Raw genomic sequence first — 18,441 nt, 5'->3', positions numbered from 1 at the left:
ACACTTCAGCGCCCGGACCTGCCGGTGATTCTCGAGGTTTACTCCCCCTCGAGCTCACCTTCGGTTTCGAGGTACACCTGACGCAAGCCGTCGAGTGTCTTCTGCTCGGGGTGCTCCCACATGTTGCGCTCGGCAGCTTCGAGGAGTCGCTCGGCGATTCCGTGCAAGGCCCACGGGTTCGACTGGGTCATGAACTTCTGGTTCTGCTCGTCCAGAACGTAGGTCTCGGCGAGCTTCTCGTACATCCAGTCCGCAACCACGTTGGTGGTGGCGTCGTAACCGAAGAGGTAGTCGACCGTGGCCGCCATCTCGAATGCACCCTTGTACCCGTGACGGCGCATGGCGTCGAGCCAGCGGGGATTGACGACACGCGCCCGGAAGACGCGGGCAGTCTCTTCCGAAAGTGTGCGTGTACGAACCGATTCCGGCCGGGTGCTGTCCCCGATGTACGCCTCGGGTGACTTTCCGGTCAGCGCGCGCACAGTGGCAACCATGCCGCCGTGGTACTGGAAGTAGTCATCCGAATCGGCGATGTCGTGCTCACGCGTGTCGGTGTTCTTGGCCGCCACGTTGATTCGACGGTATGCGCTGCGCATGTCGTCGGCTGCCGGGATTCCGTCGAGCCCGCGGCCGTACGCGAAGCCGCCCCAGTTGGTGTACACCTCGGCGAGGTCGTCGTCACCGCGCCAGGTCTTGGAGTCGATGAGTTGCAGCAGGCCGGCGCCGTAGGTTCCGGGCTTCGAACCGAAGATACGGGTGGTCGCACGCCTGGCGTCGCCATGCTCGGCAAGGTCGGCCTGCGCGTGGGCGCGCACGTAGTTCTGCTCGTCCGTCTCGTCCAGCGCCGCCACCAACTGAACGGCGTCGTCGAGCAATGCGAGCACATGCGGGAACGCATCACGGAAGAATCCGGAGATGCGGACGGTGACGTCGATGCGCGGTCGGCCCAGTTCTTCGAGATCGATGACTTCGAGGTTGACGACGCGTCGGCTTGCTTCGTCCCAGACGGGGCGAACACCGAGGAGCGCAAAGACTTCGGCGATGTCGTCGCCGGAGGTACGCATGGCGGCAGTACCCCACACGGACAGACCCACCGAGCGCGGGTACTCACCGTGATCGGCGAGATAGCGAGCGGCGAGCGACTCGGCCATCGCCTGACCGGTCTCCCACGCCAGACGCGAGGGAACTGCCTTGGGGTCGACCGAGTAGAAGTTACGACCGGTGGGGAGAACATTGATCAGGCCGCGCAGCGGCGAGCCACTCGGACCGGCGGCGATGAAACCGCCGTCGAGCGCATGCAGGACCTGTTTGATCTCGTTGTTCGTCTGCCGCAGGCGCGGAACCACTTCGGTGGCGGCGAACTGCAGGATCTTCACGACAGTCTCGTCGTCGCTGAGGTCTTCGGCGGCAGCGGGGCTCCAGTCGGCGTCGTACATGCCGCGAACCAGAGCGTGCGCCTTTTCCTCGATGTCGTCGACACGGTTGCGGGACTCGTCGCCGTCTTCGCTGAGCCCGAGGGCCTCACGCAGACCGGGAACGCTCTGTTCGCCGCCCCACATCTGGCGGGCACGCAGCATCGCGAGTACCAGTTCGATTTCGGCGTCGCCCTCGGGAGCGCGGCCGAGAATGTGCAGGCCGTCGCGGATCTGGACGTCCTTGATCTCGCACAGCCAACCGTCGACGTGCAGGAGCATGTCGTCGAAGACGTCTTCTTCGGGGCGCTCCGCGAGGCCGAGGTCGTGGTCCATCTTGGCTGCCCGCATCAGCGTCCAGATCTGCTGGCGAATGGCCGGCAGCTTGGACGGGTCCAGTGCGGAGATGTTGGAGTGCTCGTCGAGCAGTTGCTCGAGACGGGAGATGTCGCCGTAGCTTTCGGCGCGGGCCATCGGTGGGATCAGGTGATCGACGAGCGTCGCGTGGGCACGACGCTTTGCCTGTGTTCCTTCACCCGGGTCGTTGACCAGGAAGGGGTAGATCAGCGGCAGGTCGCCCAGGGCTGCGTCGGTGCCGCAGTTGCTGGACATGCCGAGTGTCTTGCCCGGCAACCATTCGAGGTTGCCGTGCTTGCCGAGGTGCACAACCGCGTCGGCGCCGAATCCACCAGCATCGGGCGTCGCCGCGATCCAGCGGTAGGCCGCGAGGTAGTGATGGCTCGGCGGCAGATCCGGATCGTGGTAGATCGCGACGGGCTTTTCGCCGAATCCCCGGGGCGGCTGGACCATGAGCACGATGTTGTTGAATCGCAGTGCCGCGATGACGATTTCGCCGTCCGGATCCTGCGAGCGGTCGACGTAGAGCTCGCCGGGCGCTGTGCCCCAATGCTCTTCGACGCCGCTGCGCAGCTCTTCGGGCAACGTGGCGAACCATTCGCGGTACTTTGCTGCCGAGATTCGGATCGGATTCCCCTCGAGCTGCTCGGCAGTGAGCCAGTCGGGATCCTGGCCGCCGGCCGCGATCAGGGCATGGATCAGCGCGTCGCCGTCCTTCGCCGCCAGGCCGGGAACTGCGTCCGGACCGTCGACCGGACCGAGGTCGTAACCGGCAGAACGCATTTCAGTGAGCAGGTCGATTGCGCTCGCCGGAGTATCGAGACCGACGGCGTTGCCGATGCGGGCGTGCTTGGTCGGATACGCCGAGAGCATCAGAGCAACGCGACGCTCGGTGGTGGGAATGTGGCGTAGCTTGCCGTGACGGACCGCGATCCCGGCGACACGGGCAGCGCGCTCGACGTCGGGGACGTACGTGGACAGTCCGTCGGAGTCGATTTCCTTGAAGGAGAACGGGACGGTGATGATGCGGCCGTCGAACTCCGGCACCGCGACCTGGGTCGCGACGTCGAGAGGCGACAGTCCGTCGTCGTTCTCGTCCCAGGTGGCGCGGCTACTGGTCAGGCACAGCCCCTGCAGGATCGGGACGTCGAGAGCAGCGAGTGCGGCAACATCCCAGGCTTCGTCGTCGCCACCGGCGGACGCCGTCGCGGGCTTGGTGCCACCGGCAGCAAGAACTGTCACGACCATGGCGTCGGCGCGGCGGAGAGTGGTCAGAAGTTCGGCTTCTGCGGTTCGTAGTGATGCGCAGTAGATCGGGAGCGCGGTGCCACCGGCCTCGGCGACGGCGTCACACAACGCCTGGATATACCGGGTGTTACCGGCCAGGTGCTGAGCGCGGTAGTACAGAACGGCGATGACGGGACCGGTCGCCGAGTCGAGATCGGGCGCGAAATCCGCGATCCCCCAGGAAGGCAGGTGTCCCGGCGGCTCGAAACCGTGACCGGTGAGCAGGACGGTGTCGGAGAGGAAGTGGTGCAGCTGTGCCAGATTCTGCGCGCCACCCTCGGCCAGGTAGTTGTGGGCCTCGGCAGCGACGCCGGCGGATACCGTCGAGCACTCCATCAGATCGGCGTCCGGCGCGTGCTCGCCGCCGAGCACGACTACGGGGAGTCCGGAAGCGAGGACCATGTCCAGGCCGTCCTCCCAGCTACGACGGCTGCCGAGGATGCGAACGATCACGAGATCGACGCCGTCGAGCAGCGGCGGCAAGTCTTCCGAAACGAGCAGGCGCGAGGGGTTGGCCCAGCGGTAGGAAACTCCGTCGCCGGCTTCCTGGCTGGCGCGGGCGCTCAGCAGATCGGTGTCGGACGTGGAGAGCAGAAGAATCACGGGTGAAGCCTTCCTGGGGTTTCGCGCCCCGTGGCACAGATCTGTCATCGACGGCGGTTGAGGGTCTGACTCGTGTTTCCGAGCGGAAACACATTCCGTTCGAAAGAACACTCACAGTGGCGCGACCGCACCGGACTTTCACCGGTTTCCTCAACTGCCGTCACTGGTGGTGGTGATGCTACCGGTCCGCAGAAGGCACTCATGACAGGTCGTACCCTGGAGCCATGCCCACGGACCGTTCACAGCCAGACGCGTGCCCGGGTGCACTGCAAGTTCACCACGCCGCCGACGGCGCACTGGCACGCGTGCGCCTCCCCGGCGGTCTCCTCAACCCGGCCCAATTGCAGACGCTTGCAGACGCGGCGCGCGATCTGGGTAACGGGCAGATGGAACTCACCTCGAGAGGCAATGTTCAGTTGCGCTCGGTCTCGGATCCCGAAGCCTTCGCGGCGCGCATCGCGTCGGCCGGTCTCCTGCCGTCCGCGACGCACGAGCGAGTACGCAACATTCTCGCGTCCCCACTGTCCGGCCGTATCGGGGGCGTCGCCGACATTCGTGAACTGGTCCACCGTCTCGATTCGGCCATCCAAGCGGATCAGGCATTGGCCGATCTGCCGGGGCGAACCCTGTTCACCCTTGACGACGGGCGCGGAGACATCACCGGACTGCGGGGCGATTTCGGACTCCATGCGCACAGCGCCACCGAGCATTCCCTGGTGCTCGCCGGTCACCACACCACTCACCGCGTACATGCAGATGACGCCGTCGAATTGCTCCTCGAGGCGGCTCGATCGTTCCTCGACGTTCGCGACAAACACTGGCGCCTGGCCGAGGTTCCGGACGGAATCGAGCGCACCCTCGAGCAGTTGGGCCTGGGCGCCGAGGCCATCGGCGCGGCGGACCTCACGCCTGAAGCGCGGCCCACCATCGGCTGGCTCGAACAGCGAGACGGAACGGTTGCCCTGGGCGGCGGCCTGCGATTCGGGCTGCTCGACGCGCGGCTGGCCGAGTTCCTCGCCGCCGTCGACAAGCCTGTCGTCGTGACGCCGTGGCGATCGGTGCACATCTTCGACCTCGAGGAATGGGCGGCCGAACAGGTAGTCCGAGTGCTTGCCCCCATGGGGCTGATCTTCGACGAGAACTCGCCGTGGCTCGACGTCACCGCGTGCACCGGAAGTCCGGGATGCGAGAAGTCACTCGCCGACGTGCGCTCCGACGCGATCAACGCCGTCGAGCAAGCAGAGCTACCCGTCGTCGGACGGCAGCACTGGGCCGGGTGCGAGCGCAGTTGCGGACGTCCCCGCGGGGACGTAGCGGATGTGGTTGCGACGGGTGACGGTTACCGGGTGAATCCGGCCAATCGGTGATGCCTCTATCGTGTGGCACATGATCGAGTACATCCGTGACGGCGCGGAAATCTATCGCCAGTCCTTTGCCACCATTCGGGCCGAAGCCGACCTGAGCCGTTTCCCGGCGGATGTCTCGCAAGCTGTAGTTCGCATGATTCACGCAAGTGGCCAGGTCGATCTCGTCGACGACGTCGCCTTCACGCCCGGAGTCGTTTCGGCCGCGCGTGCCGCTCTGCGCGACGGCGCGCCGATCTTCTGCGACGCCCAGATGGTGGCGGCCGGCATCACACGCAAGCGTCTGCCCGCCGGCAACGACGTCATCTGCACCCTCGGCGATCCTCGGGTTCCCGTGCTGGCGTCGACCATCGACAACACTCGCTCGGCCGCTGCCCTCGAACTGTGGGGAGCCAAGCTCGAGGGCGCTGTTGTCGCGATCGGAAACGCACCCACCGCACTGTTCCATCTCCTGAATCTCATCGAAGCCGGAGCGCCCCGTCCCGCCGCGATCGTCGGAGGTCCCGTCGGCTTCATCGGCGCTGCCGAGTCGAAGGAAGCTCTCATCGAACACGCCAGCGGAATCGACCATCTCGTGCTCCGCGGCCGACGCGGCGGCAGCGCGATCACTGCGGCGGTCGTCAATGCGATTGCGAGCGAAGTCGAATGAGCGCAGGCAAGCTCTGGGGTGTCGGAATCGGCCCCGGTGATCCCGAACTGGTGACTGTCAAGGCCGCCCGCGTCATCGGCGAGGCAGACGTCGTCGCGTTCCACTCTGCGCGGCACGGCAAGAGCATCTCCCGCGGCGTTGCAGCGCCGTACATGCGTGAAGGGCAGATCGAAGAACACCTCGTCTACCCCGTCACCACCGAGACCGTTGATCATCCCGGCGGATATCAGGGCGCGATGGACGAGTTCTACGAAGCAGCTGCCGAGCGGTTGGCAGTTCACCTCGAAGCCGGTCGAACCGTCGCGTTGCTCGCTGCCGGCGATCCGCTCTTCTACAGCTCCTACATGCACATGCACAAGAGGCTGGCCGATCGCTTCGACGCCGAGGTGATTCCCGGTGTCACCTCCGTCAGCGCGGCATCGGCTGCACTCGGAAAGCCGCTGGTCGAGGGTGAAGAAATCCTGACGATCCTGCCTGGCACGTTGCCGCAGGCCGAGCTGACCAGGCGGCTCGCGGAAACCGACGCCGCTGCCATCCTCAAGCTCGGACGCACGTTCCCGCCAGTCCTGCAAGCGCTCGCGGATTCCGGCCGCTTGGATGAAGCCCATTACGTCGAGCGTGCGAGCACCACACATCAACGCGTCGAATCTGCTGCCGACGTCGACCCGGACGGAGTTCCGTACTTCTCGATCGCCATCGTTCCGAGCCCGTCGAACAACCCGCGACCTGCAACCGAGTCTCGCGGCGAGGTTGTCGTGGTCGGACTCGGGCCGGGCGATACCGCCTGGACCACACCCGAAGTGGCGCATGAGCTTTCGTTGGCCACCGACCTCGTCGGCTATGGCCCTTACGTCGATCGCGTGCCGACGCGTCCAGGTCAGCGTCGCCATTCCAGCGACAACCGCGTCGAAGCGGAACGCGCCGCGATGGCGCTGGACCTCGCGAAGAACGGCGCCCGCGTAGCTGTCGTCTCGTCGGGAGATCCCGGCGTATTCGCCATGGCTGCAGCAGTTCTCGAAGTTGCCGCCGAAGACCAGTGGAGCGGCGTCCCGGTCCGCATCCTTCCCGGCATGACGGCGGCAAACGCTGTCGCCAGTCGCGTCGGCGCTCCCCTCGGGCACGACTATGCGGTGCTCTCCCTGTCCGATCGCCTCAAGCCGTGGGATGTCGTCGCACGCCGGATCTCGGCAGTTGCAGCCGCGGACATGGCATTTGCGGTCTACAACCCGGCGTCGAAGTCCCGGACCTGGCAGGTCCAGGCCATGAAGGACCTCGTGCTCGAGCACCGCTCCCCCGAGACTCCCGTCGTCATCGGCCGCGATGTTGCCGGTGCCGAGGAATCAGTTCGGGTCGTTACCCTCGGTGAACTCGAGCCTTCCGAGATCGACATGCGCACTCTGCTCATCGTCGGCTCCTCGATGACAACCGTCGTCGAAACCGGTTCGGGCCGTCAGGTGTTCACCCCGCGGCGCTACCCGGAGTGAACATCACACAGCGATAGCATGGCCTCATGCCCGTCAACCGGACCCGGAAAGCCAGATACGCGCGTAAACGGAAACGCCGGATGGATCTGGTGGAGCACGACCTGTCCGTCGAGCAGTGGTCCGCGCTCAAAGCGGCCTGGGGTGGATGCGCGTACTGCGGTGAGCCGGACGAGTCGCCGCAGCGTGACTGCGTGCTCGCGATCTCCCGCGGTGGGCGCTACACACTCGACAACATCGCACCGGCTTGCCGCTCGTGCAATGCGAGCAAATGCAACAGCGAGGTCACTCTCTGGTTGCGGCGCAAGGGGTATGACGAGAAGGCCTTCCTCCTGCGCCACGCGGAGATAGGTATGGAGATGAGGGCGCAGTTCTCGGAGCAGTCGTGACGGCCCCGCACGGGTTGCGCCTGATTCTCGACGAGCTGATGGAGTTCGAACCTCTGTTTCACCGGACGCGAGTAGCCATGTCGCGAGACGAGTTCGATGCGGTGGTCGACCCGGAGTTCCGGGAAATCGGAGCCTCCGGTGCGCGATACACCCGCGACTACGTGCAGTCGGTAGTCGAGACCCGGCGACTCCGCGGCGAAGTGAATGACGCGGCCGAACTCGGATGGAGGGTTGACCGACCTGCGCTGAGCCGGATTGCACCTGACACGTATCTGGTGACTTACCGGCTGGCGCAAGCGCAACGAGTTACCGAGCGATCATCCATCTGGCGGTTCACGGAGAATCGGTGGACCGTGATATTTCATCAAGGCACAGTCGTCGAAAGTGCTCTGGAAGCGTGAACAGCTCCAGACTCCGCCTCGGGAGAGAGAATTGCACGGTGTGGGCACTTACACCTTGCGCACTCCGCTGACCCACGGTGATACTAGATGCAGTATCAATAGTGGATAGGGAAGAGAGACAAGCTGCTCGCGCAAATGCGGACCGCGCCGCAGAACGTCACCTACGACGAACTGTTCGCACTCTGCATCGATGCCTTCGGCCAGGCCAGGCAGAACGCCGGGTCTCACGCCAAGTTCCAGACGCCGTGGCCGGGACCACGCATCAATATTCAAAAGGGTTCGGGCGGTAAGGCCAAGCAGTACCAGTTAGGGCAAGTTCTGGCAGCAATCGAACGCATGGAAGGAGAATCGCCGTGATCCCCGCAGTGGAGCACTACACATACCGAGTCGAGTGGTACGAACCCGACGGAGAGTTCCTGGGAACCTGCACGGAGTTCCCTGGCCTGTCGTGGCTCGCGGGTACTCAAGCAGCCGCCCTCGACGGCATCCGTACAGCGGTGGCCGAGACGCTCGAGGACATGGCAGAGACAGGTGAGCGGATCCCTGAGCCTCTGAGCGAGCGCGGATATTCGGGCAAGTTTCAGGTGCGGATTACCCCGACCTTGCACCGCAAGCTGGCACGAGCCGCCGCTGAGGAAGGGGTTTCCCTCAACGCGTTGGTCTCCGAACGTCTCGCGTCCGCGTGATCAACGGGGTACTGAGAGATACTCGATCTCTCAGTTCGCCCAAACGCCGGTGCGTGTTGTTCCATCAAGGCCCAGTTGTCGAAAGGGATACGGAAGCGTGAACGAATCGACGCACAACCCCACCATTCCGCTCGAGTTGGACCTTGCATCGTTGGCCCTAGTTGTTTTCTGGGTCTTCCTGCTGAGCGGGGTGTTGTTGTCGATCACTCGAACCGACTTCGACCGTTCGGGCGCCAAATTCTGGTGGTGCGCGCTGGTGATCGCAGTGCCCGTCCTTGGCGCGGCAGTCTGGTTCCTATTCGGTCGACCCTCGCGTGACTCCAGGTCCCGAACCTGATCTACACCGACGGCCCGGCAGTAGTCTGAGTACGGTCCGGTGCTGTCACTCTGCGCCTATCAGGGGAGAACAACGAGATGAGACCACTTCGATACTCGATCAACGTCACACTCGACGGCTGCTGCCATCACGAGGCGGGGCTCCCACCCGACGAGGAGTCGATGCACTACTGGACCGCTCAGATGGAACGAGCCGATGCCTTGCTGTTCGGCCGGGTGACCTACGAGATGATGGAGTCGGCGTGGCGGCGGCCCGCAACGGGCACATGGCCTGACTGGATGGACGAGTGGGAGATCCCGTTCGCCCAGGCCATGGACCGGGCGAAGAAGTACGTAGTGTCGAACACGCTGAGCGGGGTCGATTGGAATGCCGAACTCGTGCAAGGCGACTTGGGGCCAGTGATTCTACGGCTCAAGGAGCAGCCCGGCGAAGGCCTGTGGGTTGGCGGCGTAACACTCCCCCTGGCATTGGCAGACCTGGGACTGATCGACGAGTACGAGTTCGTTGTGCAACCGGTCCTCGCCGGACACGGACCGACGTTGCTCGCCGGTCTGCGCAAGCGCATCCAACTCGAGCTCGTCGATCGCCACGAGTTCCGGTCGGGCGCAGTCGCCGTGCGATATCGGCCCACTCAAGTACCGCCCCCGGGTCAGGTATCGGACGGTTAGTCGACGCATGGCTGGACATGCGCGGTTGAAAGACATGTCGTCGCCTCAGTTCGGACGCGAGAAAGTTCCCACTCTTCTTCGATGTTCGGTATTGACCGGACACTCGACACAGCACGAGCATTAGCCACCGAAGTCTCCGGACAACCCTCGACGAGATCGAAGCATCGAACTGGATCACGAACAAGTTCATTCCGCCCGGCGGACCGTAAGGACATATGTCGCCATCGAGCGCCTCAGCAAAAATGGCCAATTTGGACGGCTACTAGCGAGCAAAGGATTGAAATCATCACCTTCGCGAGCGCCACAAAAATGATCATCTGAAAAGCTTCGGTCAAATTGATGCAGGATACGTTGACGCCACTACTACGGGTCTTGCTGAGAAACGAAACCTGGTCGAGATCGTATCGGCGTCCGGCGGCGCCGGACGCCGATACGTGTTCACGTCAGCTCACGGAAGCGCCAACGCTCCCGCCGAGGTGGCGAGCGAAGAACCGTGCCGAACTGTCGCGCTCGTAGTCGGGCACCGGATAGTGCCTGCCCGAATAGGCGTGCAGTGTTTTCTCCTCCGAGCCGAAGGCATCGAACAACGCGACCCCTGACGTGCGGTCGTAATCCTTGTCGTCCCAAGGGATCCGGTACTCGACCGGGACGGTAAGCCTTCGTGCAGCCTCGAGGAGGGAGTCGTCGACAAAAACTCCGCCGAAGCTCACGGCAGCGATCCTGGGTTCGACCGGGGCCAACATCAGCCCGGTTACGACCCCTAACGACGCGCCGCCGAAGCCGATCGGAGCGTCGGCATTGATCTCGGGCAGCGCTTGCAGGGCGTCCAGGGTCGCCTGCCATTCGGGCACTGCACGCTTCGCCAGCGACCGGTTGTACTCGACGACGATCGGGGCGATCGGCTCGCGGGCCGCCCGGGCCTGGTGGATCGCCTCAACCCACTGTTCATCCTGTGTGGTCCGCGGCCGGTCGCCATGTCCGGGCGCGTCGATCGCGGCGACCGTGAACCCGTGCGAACTCACGCTGTGGAGCGCACTGGCAACCAGTCCTGGTGCCTTTTTGTGCATGCCGCCGGAGTGCCCGGACAGCAGTAGTGGTGATGCGACAGATCCGGATGCGGGTGACCAGAGGACACCGGTGATGTCGTCCAGAACGAAATGGCGTTCGACGACACCGTTCGACGTTGTCTCGGAGATGAATTCGATGGTCTGAGAATTGGATTGCATGGTGTTACCTTTCGGGATTGCCTACTCGAGGCGCTCCCGGCGACAACTACGTCAATCGCCGATCCGTGAACACGAGTGGGAGCACCCACATGGTTACTGCGTTCATGGGTCTCACCTCCTGGCGTGCTGTCACGGTCTCGCACAAGCTATCAACCCGAACCGAAGCCCGTCCAATCATTTTCCGGCCCACCGATCCGACAGACGGCTCATCCACTTCTACGATCATGTGTAGTAGATTCCGAATGACAACCAACCGGTCGTTATGGGGAGTTAAATGTCGGTCGATCCAGTTCTTGCGCAGTACAGCGACTACGCCTTCGCGTCGTCTTTCGCGATTTACGTTCTTGCCCTGGTTCTTTCCATTGTCGACTTCTCCAGCGCACCCCTCTCGGCCACAGTGCGACCGGCACTCGCACGTGTGGGAAGTGCATCAAATCCGGCAGTGCCCGGCCGGATTGCTATGCCGCCGAATCGAACTCGCACCCATTGTGCGGGTCGCGCTGCCGTGTCTCTCACTGTCGTCGCCCTGGTCCTCAACGTCACCGCGCTCGCACTTCGCGGCATCTCGACGCACCGATGGCCTCTCGGAAACCTCTACGAGTACGCGCTTTTCCTCAGCGCGGCATTGGTGGCGTGCTGGCTGGTTATTCTGGGGCGGTACCAGATTCGTTCATTGACCATCTTCGTTCTGTCACCCACCGTGGTGCTTCTGTTTGTCGCCGCCGCAGTCACGTATGCCGAGGCAGCGCCGGTCGTACCCGCTCTTCGTTCGTACTGGATCGGCGTACACGTCACGATCATCGTCGCCGCCTCTGGCATCCTTACGTTCGCAAGTGCGGTCAGCGCACTTTTCATGATTGCCGAGGTAGGTCCGCAGTCGAAGAATCCCGCGTTGCGTTGGATTGCGGCCAGGCTGCCGTCATCCGAATTGCTTGACCGCGTGGCCTACCGAACAACGATCGTCGGGTTCCCGCTGTTCAGCATCGGGGTAATCTGCGGGGCAATCTGGGCGGAAGCCGCGTGGGGACGTTTCTGGGGCTGGGACCCCAAGGAGACGGTCTCGTTCATCTCCTGGGTTCTCTATGCCGCGTACCTCCATGCGCGTGCTACGGCCGGGTTCAAGAACATGCGTGCGGCATGGATAAATGTTGCTGCGCTCGCAACGATGCTTTTCAACATGTTTGCAATCAACTACGTCGTGTCGGGGTTACATTCGTACGCTGGATTGAATTGACACCGACAACGGGTCAGACCCGCGATCGGTCGACGCTCTCGCGGACGGTACGGATGTAGCGGCGCGTGACAAACGCCTGTACTCGACGTCCGATCGGAGCGCTGAGACGCACCCACCACGTTCCGGGCTTGGAGAATGCGACGATCTCGATGCGAACCGCTTGGCTGGTCTCGTCGAACTGGACGACAAACAATTCCTCCCCGCATTCGGGGTGGCCTGCGCGGGTTCCGTACGCGAAGCCCTTGCGATTGGGTTCGTCGACGACATAGACGATCCGAACCGGGATCGACACCGGACCGAGTCCGAAGGTCGCGTCCTGACCGGCCGCCGCGGTCGGGGCTGCCGCCCGGACGGTCAAACCAGCTCCGCGGTGCATTCCCCAATTCGCGACTGTACGAGCGGCAACCTCGAAATCCTCACGTCCGGATCCGACCGTCGCGCTCTCGTGAACGTGGTGATAGCCGGCGGGGAGTACGCCTGACGTTGCGCCCACCTCGAGGTACGTCAGCCCGCCCGGGCCCGAAGCCGTCATTGGTCGCGTCGGTGGCTGAGGATGTTGATCACGTGGCCGTCCGGGTCGGCGGCGAAGAACCTGCGCACACCCCATGGCTCCTCGGTGACGGGATAGACGATGGTGTCGCCGCGCTGCACCGCGGCCTCGTACGCCGCATCGAGATCATCCACCTCGACGGAGACGTCCGGCACGACGGGTGCATGAGCGTCGTGCGTCATGACGCTGATCTGCAAGGACGGATCCGTCGGCGAAGCCAACGTCACGATCCACCCGTGATCCATGACAACTTCGAGGCCCAGCACTTCGGTGTAGAAGCGCTGCGCGGCCTCGAGCGAACTACTCGACAGATCCGAAACTATCCGCCTGACGGCCATATCCCGCAGGCTACGCCGCCGCCGGAGTCCACCGCGACTTGACGAGGCGCTCGATGTCACCGGAAAGTTCGTCGCTGACGATTCCCGGAAGCAGGACCTGCCACATCTCGTCGACACGATCCGGAAGATCCGAGCGTCGGGTGAGAACGTTCGAAACCAGCTGTACCCCGGTGAATGCCGAGGGCATGAACCTGCCGAACGATTCTGCGCTGACCGATTTTCGGATTTCACCTTCCGCCTGAGCTCTGGCGGTGAGATCGGTGATTGCCGAGATCCATTCGGCGTACGGTTCCACCGGCCCCTCGTACGTGCTCAGTTCCAGCGTGAGGCGAATGCCCGCGCGAACGATCGGCTCATCAACGATCTGGCGTGCCATTTCGTGCGTCAGCATGATCATCTGTTCCAACGGGTCCTTGCCCGTCGCGGAAATCGCCTGCACCGACTCGATCGAGAGCCGATGCTGTTCGGCAATGATGAATTGCGCGAGCTCGTCCTTCGACGCGAAATGGAAGTACAACGCGCCCTTGGTAGTACCGGCCCCCGAGACTATGTCGGCCATGCTGGTGCTGCCGTAACCAGTCTTCTCGAACTGCGCGGCCGCGCCGGCAACGATTTGCTGCCGAGTCAGCTCGGCGCGTGCTTGCTTGACCACTGAATCCCTCTCGTCCTCCAAAGGCCCCCGCCCAGCAAACCCCACGGTTCGCGCCACACTCCAGCTATACCCAAAAACTTCACAATTGCCCCACATTACCAGCGCTTCTTCCATTGCTTCAATTACGAATGCAACAAAGTCGCTGGTCAGACGTCCGATTTAGAGGGAATCTCCTCTCCCCAACGTGCTTTCGTCAACCCGCGCACGGTCCACCAACTCTCCGACGAGGAGCGTCAACTCCATCATCTGGTCGGTGATTTCTTCGCGCAACTGCGTTGCATCTGCTTCGGAAATCGCGCCGGACTTGGTATCGAAGGACATCAACAACTCGATATTGGTGCGCAGCGCAGTCAACGGAGCCAGAAGGTCCTGGCCCGCTTCGGTGATCAGACTTCTCTGGCGTGCCCGCGATTCCGACAACGTCCCGAGCATCCGATTGAAACTGACTGTCAACGACGCCAATTCGTCGTCACCGGTCACCGGGATCGGCGCAAGATCATCCGTTTCGGCAACTCGCCGCGTTGCCGCAGTGAGTCGCGCAATCGGTCGTAATCCTGTGCGTGCCACAGCATCTCCGGCCGCATAAGCGAGTGCGATCCCGGCCGCCCCAAGTGCCGCCAACACCACTGCGAGTCGCTTGAGTACCGAACGCGTCGGCCCCAGGGATTGCGCGACAACCAAAGTCTGGCCCGCAACCGAGGGCTCGACAAGAATTCGATACGCATCGACGGTTGCGATTGTCTGCGACGAATTGCCGTCGGCGATCGACCTGATGGCGTCTGCGCTGGTGCTGAACGGCGGCAGACCGGGAGTCGCCGTCACCAAGGCGCCGTCGGCAGTGAGAAGCCCCACCGCCTGGATGACCGCTGTATCCGCGCCGGCCGTCAATCCCAGAACCGGTGTGACACCGCCGAAATTGACGGTGTCGGTGATCGCGTCACTCGTGCGCTCGAGTTGTCGATCGACGTTGCCTTGCAAATACGCGTTGAACACGATGTACACCGCCGACGCCGACACGATCACTGCGATCGCCACCAGGCCTGCAGTCAGCAATTTCACGCGCGCATGGAGCGTCCGCACGTGAATTCCCGATGGTTTTCGACGGCTCATTCCGGGAACCGACACTCTCATGCGCGGTCCCGCAGTGCGGCGTCGAAAGATCCCAACATCCCTCCAGTATGGTCACGGAACCTTAGACGAACCTGAAGCGAACGCGATGTCGGCTTCACAGTGCCGTTCCACTACCGAAAGCCGTGAGCCAGTCCACCGCCCCGGCTTCGGTGTCGAATGCGGGAGCGGTCGCCGGGATCGGTGGTCGTTCGACGACGATCACCGGGATCGACAGCTGCCTGGCTGCGGCGATCTTTGCGTACGTCTGCTCGCCGCCACTGTTCTTGGTGATCACGAGGTCGATGCCGTGAGTTCTCATCAGATCGACTTCCGCTTCGACGTCGAATGGGCCACGTGCGAGCAGCAATTGCGAATGAGGTGGCAATGTCCCTGAAGGCGGATCGATGGAACGCACGAGAAACGAGACGTCCTTCACACGGCCGAACGCCGAAACTCCTTGCCTCCCGATCGTCAGAAAAGCGCGTGAGCCGACCGTCGGCACCAATTCTGCGGCATGATCGAGACCGCGTACGGGAAGCCAAGTGTCGCCGGGTTGCTCGCGCCACGGCGGGCGTCGGTACATGGCGTACGGAACGGAATTCGCGCGGCACGCGTCGAATGCATTCTTGGTGATGCGAGCGGCAAACGGATGCGTGGCGTCCAGCACTGCACGAATATCATTGGCCGACAGCCACTCCGAGAGCCCGTCGGCTCCCCCGAACCCGCCGATACGCACTTCCCCCTCCGGCCATCGAGGATCACGAACCCGGCCGGCCAGCGATGTGACAACTTCGAGGTCGGCTGAACCGGCCAACCGAGAAGCGATCACTCGACCTTCACCCGTGCCGCCGAGCAGGAGTACGCGACGACGAGTACCCGTCGGGGTCAGTGTGTGCTTCTCTCACGCGCTGCCGAGTAGAGGTAACTGTCCGGGAATCCTTCAGCAGTCAACACTCGGCCGACGATCACAACGGCCGTCTTCGTGATGCCGGCTGCAAGAACAAGTTCGACGATCGTCTTCAAAGTGCCTCGAACAACGATCTCCTCGGGCCGCGAGGCGAAGGCGACGACCGCCACCGGGCAGTCCTCGCCGTAATTGTCGGCCAACTCGGATGCGATCTGTTCGATGCGATGAGCGCCGAGGTGAACCACCATCGTTGCGCCGCTGCGGCCCAGGGACCGCAGATCCTCGCCCTCCGGCATTGCCGTCGACAAGGTGGAGACTCGAGTGAGAACAATGGTCTGCGAGACGCCTGGGACGGTCAGCTCACGCCCCAGTGCAGCCGCTGCCGCGGTAAATGCAGGAACACCGGGAATCATGTCGAAATCGACACCCGCTGCGTCCAGGCGACGAGCCTGCTCGGCCACTGCACTGAAGATCGACGGATCACCGGAATGCAGACGCGCGACGTCCAGCCCGGCCGAATGCGCTTCGACAAGGATCGCGGTGATCTCGTCCAGGCTCAGGCGAGCGGTGTCCACGACCTGCGCTCCGACCGGGCACCACTCGAGCAACTCCGCTGGAACAAGGCTGCCGGCGTACAAGCACACAGGGCTCGCAGCGATGATGCGTTGCGCGCGGACGGTGATCAGATCTGCCGCACCGGGACCCGCACCGATGAAATGAACGGTCATTGTGTGGATTCCTCCGGCGTATCTGTGTCTGCGCCTGCAGACGGCTGACTTTTTGTGACGGACCATTGGACCACCGGAAGTTGCGGTCGCCAAACGTTGAATGCCCCCAAAGGCTCGGCGCGCTGCACCTGAAAGCGTCGCAGCGTCCCACCGTGGCGACTCATCCAGCCGAGCAGCAACGACTCGGACTCGGCAGTCACGGCGTTGGCAACCAGACGCCCGCCCACGCTCAACTGCTCCCAGCACGCTTCGAGCATTCCCGGTTGCGTGACGCCGCCGCCGACGAACACCGCATCGGGACGCCGAACCTCTTCCGCAAACGCCTCGGGCGCGGTCCCTTTCACTGCCAACGCAGGCACACCGAGATTGAGTGCATTGGCACCGATCTGCGATACCCGGCTCGCCACCTTCTCGAATGCTGTTGCAGTGCAACGCGGGTGGGTTCTCATCCACTCGATGGCGACGGTTCCCGACCCTCCGCCGACGTCCCAGAGGTGTTCTCCCGGCGCCGGTGCGAGTGCACACAACGTCAATGCGCGGATCTCCTGCTTGGTCATCTGACCGTCGCCGACAAACGCAGCATCCGGTAGCCCCGGGATTCGAGTCAGCCGTATCGGAAGATCCGCCGAGATGCACTCGACGGCGAGAACGTTCAACGCGTCCACGTCCGCGTCCGCGTGATCCCACTCGTCTGCGACGGTGACGGTCCGCGATTCCCCGGCTCCACCGAGCTGGGCCAGCACGGTCACGATCGATCGACCGAACCCCGCGCCGGACAACAACCTCGCCACCTCCCCCGGAGTCGAGCGCCCGTTGCTCAGAACCAGCAGGCGGGCGCCGTCGGTCACGGCAGCCAACACGGTCGCCGAGTCTCGGTTGACCAGGCTCACGACGTCGATCTCGGCCGATGCCCATCCCATTCGCGCGCTCGCCAATGCCACCGACGACGGGTGGGAGATCACTCGCACATTGTCCGCGCCGAGCAGCCGCACCAAAGTCACCCCGAGACCGTGGAACATCGGGTCACCGCTCGCAAGTACACACACTCTGCGATCGGCGCTCTCGGCGAACATCGACGGCAAGGCCGGAATCATCGGAGACGGCCAGGTCAGTCTGGTGTGCGCTCGCCGTGCCCCGAGATGCGTAGTCGGAACCAAGTCCAACTGGCGCGGTGATCCCATCAGGACCTCCGCGCCCAGAACCGCGCCCTTTGCGCTCTCGGACAGCCCTTCCCAGCCGTCGGCACCGATACCGACGATCACCACCGGGTGTGTGGTCATCGCGGCATCCGGCGCCAGATCGTCTGAGGCAGAAGCCGCATGACGAAGAACACCGGCTGCAGAATTCGCGGTACCCACACACGCGTCGCCCCGGAGTTCAGTCCCCGTACGACGGCGTCGGCGACCTGCGACGGGGTGCTCGACATCGGGGCAGGCGACATTCCCTCGGTCATCTTGCCGATGACAAATCCCGGACGTACCAGCATCAATTGAACACCCGAACCGTGCAGTGCGTCGCCGAGGCCGCTGGCAAACCCGTCCAAGCCGGCCTTTGCGCTCCCGTAGACGTAGTTGGCGCGGCGAACCCGAACGCCGGCGACGGACGAGAACACCACGATCTTTCCGGTTCCCTGTCGGCGCATGATCTCCGCGAGGTGAGTAAGGATGCTGATCTGAGCCACGTAGCCGGTGTGCACCACAGCTACCGCGTGCGCCGCGTCGGATTCGGCACGCGCCTGATCGCCGAGAATTCCGAAAGCCAGCACGGCAACCGAAATCCGGCCGTGCTCGGCGACCACGGCGCCGAGGAGGTCTCCGTGAGTCTCCACGGCGTCGGCGTCGAACTCGACGGTCGAGACGTCGACAGCGCCGGCGTTTCTGAGCATCTGCTTCTGCTCCGACAGCTCTCCGCTGCGTCTGGCAGCCAGAACGATGTTGCGGCCCGGCGCGAGCCTGACCGCGATCTCTAGGCCGATCTCACTTCGTCCACCGAGTAGCAGCACTGTCTCGATGTCATTCACGTTCGCACCCGCAGTCACCGCTCCAGTGTCCTGGATTACCGT

20 protein-coding genes and 1 riboswitch are annotated in these 18,441 nt (G+C 63.6%); of the genes, 10 read left to right on the top strand and 10 right to left on the bottom strand.

Annotated elements, in window-relative coordinates:
* Positions 1-38 precede the first annotated feature (38 nt).
* On the bottom strand, positions 39-3,659 hold the full coding sequence (gene cobN, locus ACFQ6H_RS19980) for a cobaltochelatase subunit CobN (protein ID WP_378648112.1): 3,621 nt from the start codon (positions 3,657-3,659) through the stop codon (positions 39-41).
* 63 nt (positions 3,660-3,722) lie between these two features.
* Positions 3,723-3,809, bottom strand: a riboswitch (cobalamin riboswitch).
* 74 nt (positions 3,810-3,883) lie between these two features.
* Between cobN and cobG the strand changes: the two genes are divergently transcribed.
* The 9 genes from cobG (at position 3,884) to ACFQ6H_RS19935 (ending at position 9,634) form a co-directional block, all read left to right on the top strand.
* Positions 3,884-5,026 (top strand): precorrin-3B synthase, encoded by a 1,143-nt coding sequence (cobG, locus tag ACFQ6H_RS19975; protein ID WP_378648110.1) that lies wholly within the window; start codon positions 3,884-3,886, stop codon positions 5,024-5,026.
* Positions 5,027-5,045: 19 nt separating this feature from the next.
* Positions 5,046-5,672 carry a precorrin-8X methylmutase gene (locus ACFQ6H_RS19970; protein ID WP_007729839.1) on the top strand — a complete coding sequence of 209 codons (627 nt, stop codon included), beginning with the start codon at positions 5,046-5,048 and terminating at the stop codon, positions 5,670-5,672.
* A complete protein-coding gene (gene cobJ, locus ACFQ6H_RS19965; RefSeq protein WP_378648108.1) occupies positions 5,669-7,156 on the top strand; it encodes a precorrin-3B C(17)-methyltransferase in 1,488 nt (495 codons plus the stop codon). The genes ACFQ6H_RS19970 and cobJ overlap by 4 nt, the downstream gene beginning before the upstream one ends.
* A 26-nt stretch (positions 7,157-7,182) precedes the next feature.
* Positions 7,183-7,542 carry an HNH endonuclease gene (locus ACFQ6H_RS19960; protein ID WP_378446033.1) on the top strand — a complete coding sequence of 120 codons (360 nt, stop codon included), beginning with the start codon at positions 7,183-7,185 and terminating at the stop codon, positions 7,540-7,542.
* Positions 7,539-7,943, top strand: a complete 405-nt coding sequence (locus ACFQ6H_RS19955) for a hypothetical protein (protein ID WP_378648106.1) — start codon at positions 7,539-7,541, stop codon at positions 7,941-7,943. The genes ACFQ6H_RS19960 and ACFQ6H_RS19955 overlap by 4 nt, the downstream gene beginning before the upstream one ends.
* Positions 7,944-8,078: 135 nt before the next feature.
* The gene (locus ACFQ6H_RS19950; RefSeq protein WP_378648104.1) at positions 8,079-8,300 is read left to right on the top strand and encodes a hypothetical protein; all 222 of its coding nucleotides are present in this window, start codon (positions 8,079-8,081) and stop codon (positions 8,298-8,300) included.
* On the top strand, positions 8,297-8,629 hold the full coding sequence (locus tag ACFQ6H_RS19945) for a type II toxin-antitoxin system HicB family antitoxin (protein ID WP_378648102.1): 333 nt from the start codon (positions 8,297-8,299) through the stop codon (positions 8,627-8,629). The genes ACFQ6H_RS19950 and ACFQ6H_RS19945 overlap by 4 nt, the downstream gene beginning before the upstream one ends.
* 97 nt (positions 8,630-8,726) lie before the next feature.
* Positions 8,727-8,966 (top strand): PLDc N-terminal domain-containing protein, encoded by a 240-nt coding sequence (locus tag ACFQ6H_RS19940; protein WP_378648100.1) that lies wholly within the window; start codon positions 8,727-8,729, stop codon positions 8,964-8,966.
* Between the two features lie 77 nt (positions 8,967-9,043).
* A complete protein-coding gene (locus ACFQ6H_RS19935) occupies positions 9,044-9,634 on the top strand; it encodes a dihydrofolate reductase family protein (protein ID WP_378648076.1) in 591 nt (196 codons plus the stop codon).
* Between the two features lie 443 nt (positions 9,635-10,077).
* Here ACFQ6H_RS19935 and ACFQ6H_RS19930 read toward each other — a convergent pair whose 3' ends face one another.
* Positions 10,078-10,860 carry an alpha/beta hydrolase gene (locus ACFQ6H_RS19930; RefSeq protein ID WP_378648074.1) on the bottom strand — a complete coding sequence of 261 codons (783 nt, stop codon included), beginning with the start codon at positions 10,858-10,860 and terminating at the stop codon, positions 10,078-10,080.
* A gap of 274 nt (positions 10,861-11,134) precedes the next feature.
* Here ACFQ6H_RS19930 and ccsB point away from each other — a divergent pair, with 274 nt between their 5' ends.
* Complete coding sequence (ccsB, locus tag ACFQ6H_RS19925; protein WP_378648072.1) at positions 11,135-12,094, top strand: c-type cytochrome biogenesis protein CcsB; 960 nt, start codon at positions 11,135-11,137, stop codon at positions 12,092-12,094.
* Positions 12,095-12,107: 13 nt separating this feature from the next.
* Here ccsB and ACFQ6H_RS19920 read toward each other — a convergent pair whose 3' ends face one another.
* The 8 genes from ACFQ6H_RS19920 to ACFQ6H_RS19885 form a co-directional block, all read right to left on the bottom strand.
* Positions 12,108-12,626 (bottom strand): DUF1990 domain-containing protein, encoded by a 519-nt coding sequence (locus tag ACFQ6H_RS19920; protein WP_378648071.1) that lies wholly within the window; start codon positions 12,624-12,626, stop codon positions 12,108-12,110.
* Positions 12,623-12,982: a VOC family protein gene (locus ACFQ6H_RS19915; RefSeq protein ID WP_378648069.1), complete on the bottom strand. Its 360-nt coding sequence runs from the start codon at positions 12,980-12,982 to the stop codon at positions 12,623-12,625. The genes ACFQ6H_RS19920 and ACFQ6H_RS19915 overlap by 4 nt, the downstream gene beginning before the upstream one ends.
* Positions 12,983-12,992: 10 nt before the next feature.
* Positions 12,993-13,634 (bottom strand): ScbR family autoregulator-binding transcription factor, encoded by a 642-nt coding sequence (locus ACFQ6H_RS19910; protein ID WP_378648067.1) that lies wholly within the window; start codon positions 13,632-13,634, stop codon positions 12,993-12,995.
* Between the two features lie 159 nt (positions 13,635-13,793).
* Positions 13,794-14,714: a HAMP domain-containing protein gene (locus tag ACFQ6H_RS19905; RefSeq protein ID WP_007729850.1), complete on the bottom strand. Its 921-nt coding sequence runs from the start codon at positions 14,712-14,714 to the stop codon at positions 13,794-13,796.
* Between the two features lie 145 nt (positions 14,715-14,859).
* Positions 14,860-15,633, bottom strand: coding sequence for a cobalt-precorrin-6A reductase (locus ACFQ6H_RS19900; RefSeq protein ID WP_378648136.1), 774 nt, complete (start codon positions 15,631-15,633; stop codon positions 14,860-14,862).
* A complete protein-coding gene (gene cobM / locus ACFQ6H_RS19895) occupies positions 15,630-16,379 on the bottom strand; it encodes a precorrin-4 C(11)-methyltransferase (RefSeq protein WP_378648065.1) in 750 nt (249 codons plus the stop codon). The genes ACFQ6H_RS19900 and cobM overlap by 4 nt, the downstream gene beginning before the upstream one ends.
* Positions 16,376-17,659, bottom strand: coding sequence for a precorrin-6y C5,15-methyltransferase (decarboxylating) subunit CbiE (gene cbiE, locus ACFQ6H_RS19890; protein WP_378648063.1), 1,284 nt, complete (start codon positions 17,657-17,659; stop codon positions 16,376-16,378). Before cbiE ends, cobM begins: the two co-directional genes overlap by 4 nt.
* Positions 17,656-18,417, bottom strand: coding sequence for an SDR family NAD(P)-dependent oxidoreductase (locus ACFQ6H_RS19885; protein WP_378532956.1), 762 nt, complete (start codon positions 18,415-18,417; stop codon positions 17,656-17,658). Before ACFQ6H_RS19885 ends, cbiE begins: the two co-directional genes overlap by 4 nt.
* Positions 18,418-18,441 lie beyond the last annotated feature (24 nt).

The organism is Rhodococcus sp. NPDC056506 (genome assembly GCF_042794945.1).
In the GTDB taxonomy this organism is placed as follows: Bacteria; Actinomycetota; Actinomycetes; order Mycobacteriales; family Mycobacteriaceae; genus Rhodococcus_F.
The sequence above is the reverse complement of the archived record's forward strand: the minus strand, read 5'-3'. Positions and strand labels throughout refer to the sequence as shown.

What these genes read in the sequence shown, in the direction of transcription:
- ACFQ6H_RS19930 (WP_378648074.1), bottom strand. Translation starts at nt 10,860, where the DNA reads ATGCAATCCAATTCTCAGACCATCGAATTCATCTCCGAGACAACGTCG.
- ACFQ6H_RS19950 (WP_378648104.1), top strand. Translation starts at nt 8,079, where the DNA reads ATGCGGACCGCGCCGCAGAACGTCACCTACGACGAACTGTTCGCACTC.
- ccsB (WP_378648072.1), top strand. Translation starts at nt 11,135, where the DNA reads ATGTCGGTCGATCCAGTTCTTGCGCAGTACAGCGACTACGCCTTCGCG.
- ACFQ6H_RS19970 (WP_007729839.1), top strand. Translation starts at nt 5,046, where the DNA reads ATGATCGAGTACATCCGTGACGGCGCGGAAATCTATCGCCAGTCCTTT.
- ACFQ6H_RS19915 (WP_378648069.1), bottom strand. Translation starts at nt 12,982, where the DNA reads ATGGCCGTCAGGCGGATAGTTTCGGATCTGTCGAGTAGTTCGCTCGAG.
- cbiE (WP_378648063.1), bottom strand. Translation starts at nt 17,659, where the DNA reads ATGACCACACACCCGGTGGTGATCGTCGGTATCGGTGCCGACGGCTGG.
- ACFQ6H_RS19960 (WP_378446033.1), top strand. Translation starts at nt 7,183, where the DNA reads ATGCCCGTCAACCGGACCCGGAAAGCCAGATACGCGCGTAAACGGAAA.
- cobJ (WP_378648108.1), top strand. Translation starts at nt 5,669, where the DNA reads ATGAGCGCAGGCAAGCTCTGGGGTGTCGGAATCGGCCCCGGTGATCCC.
- cobG (WP_378648110.1), top strand. Translation starts at nt 3,884, where the DNA reads ATGCCCACGGACCGTTCACAGCCAGACGCGTGCCCGGGTGCACTGCAA.
- ACFQ6H_RS19920 (WP_378648071.1), bottom strand. Translation starts at nt 12,626, where the DNA reads ATGACGGCTTCGGGCCCGGGCGGGCTGACGTACCTCGAGGTGGGCGCA.
- cobM (WP_378648065.1), bottom strand. Translation starts at nt 16,379, where the DNA reads ATGACCGTTCATTTCATCGGTGCGGGTCCCGGTGCGGCAGATCTGATC.
- ACFQ6H_RS19935 (WP_378648076.1), top strand. Translation starts at nt 9,044, where the DNA reads ATGAGACCACTTCGATACTCGATCAACGTCACACTCGACGGCTGCTGC.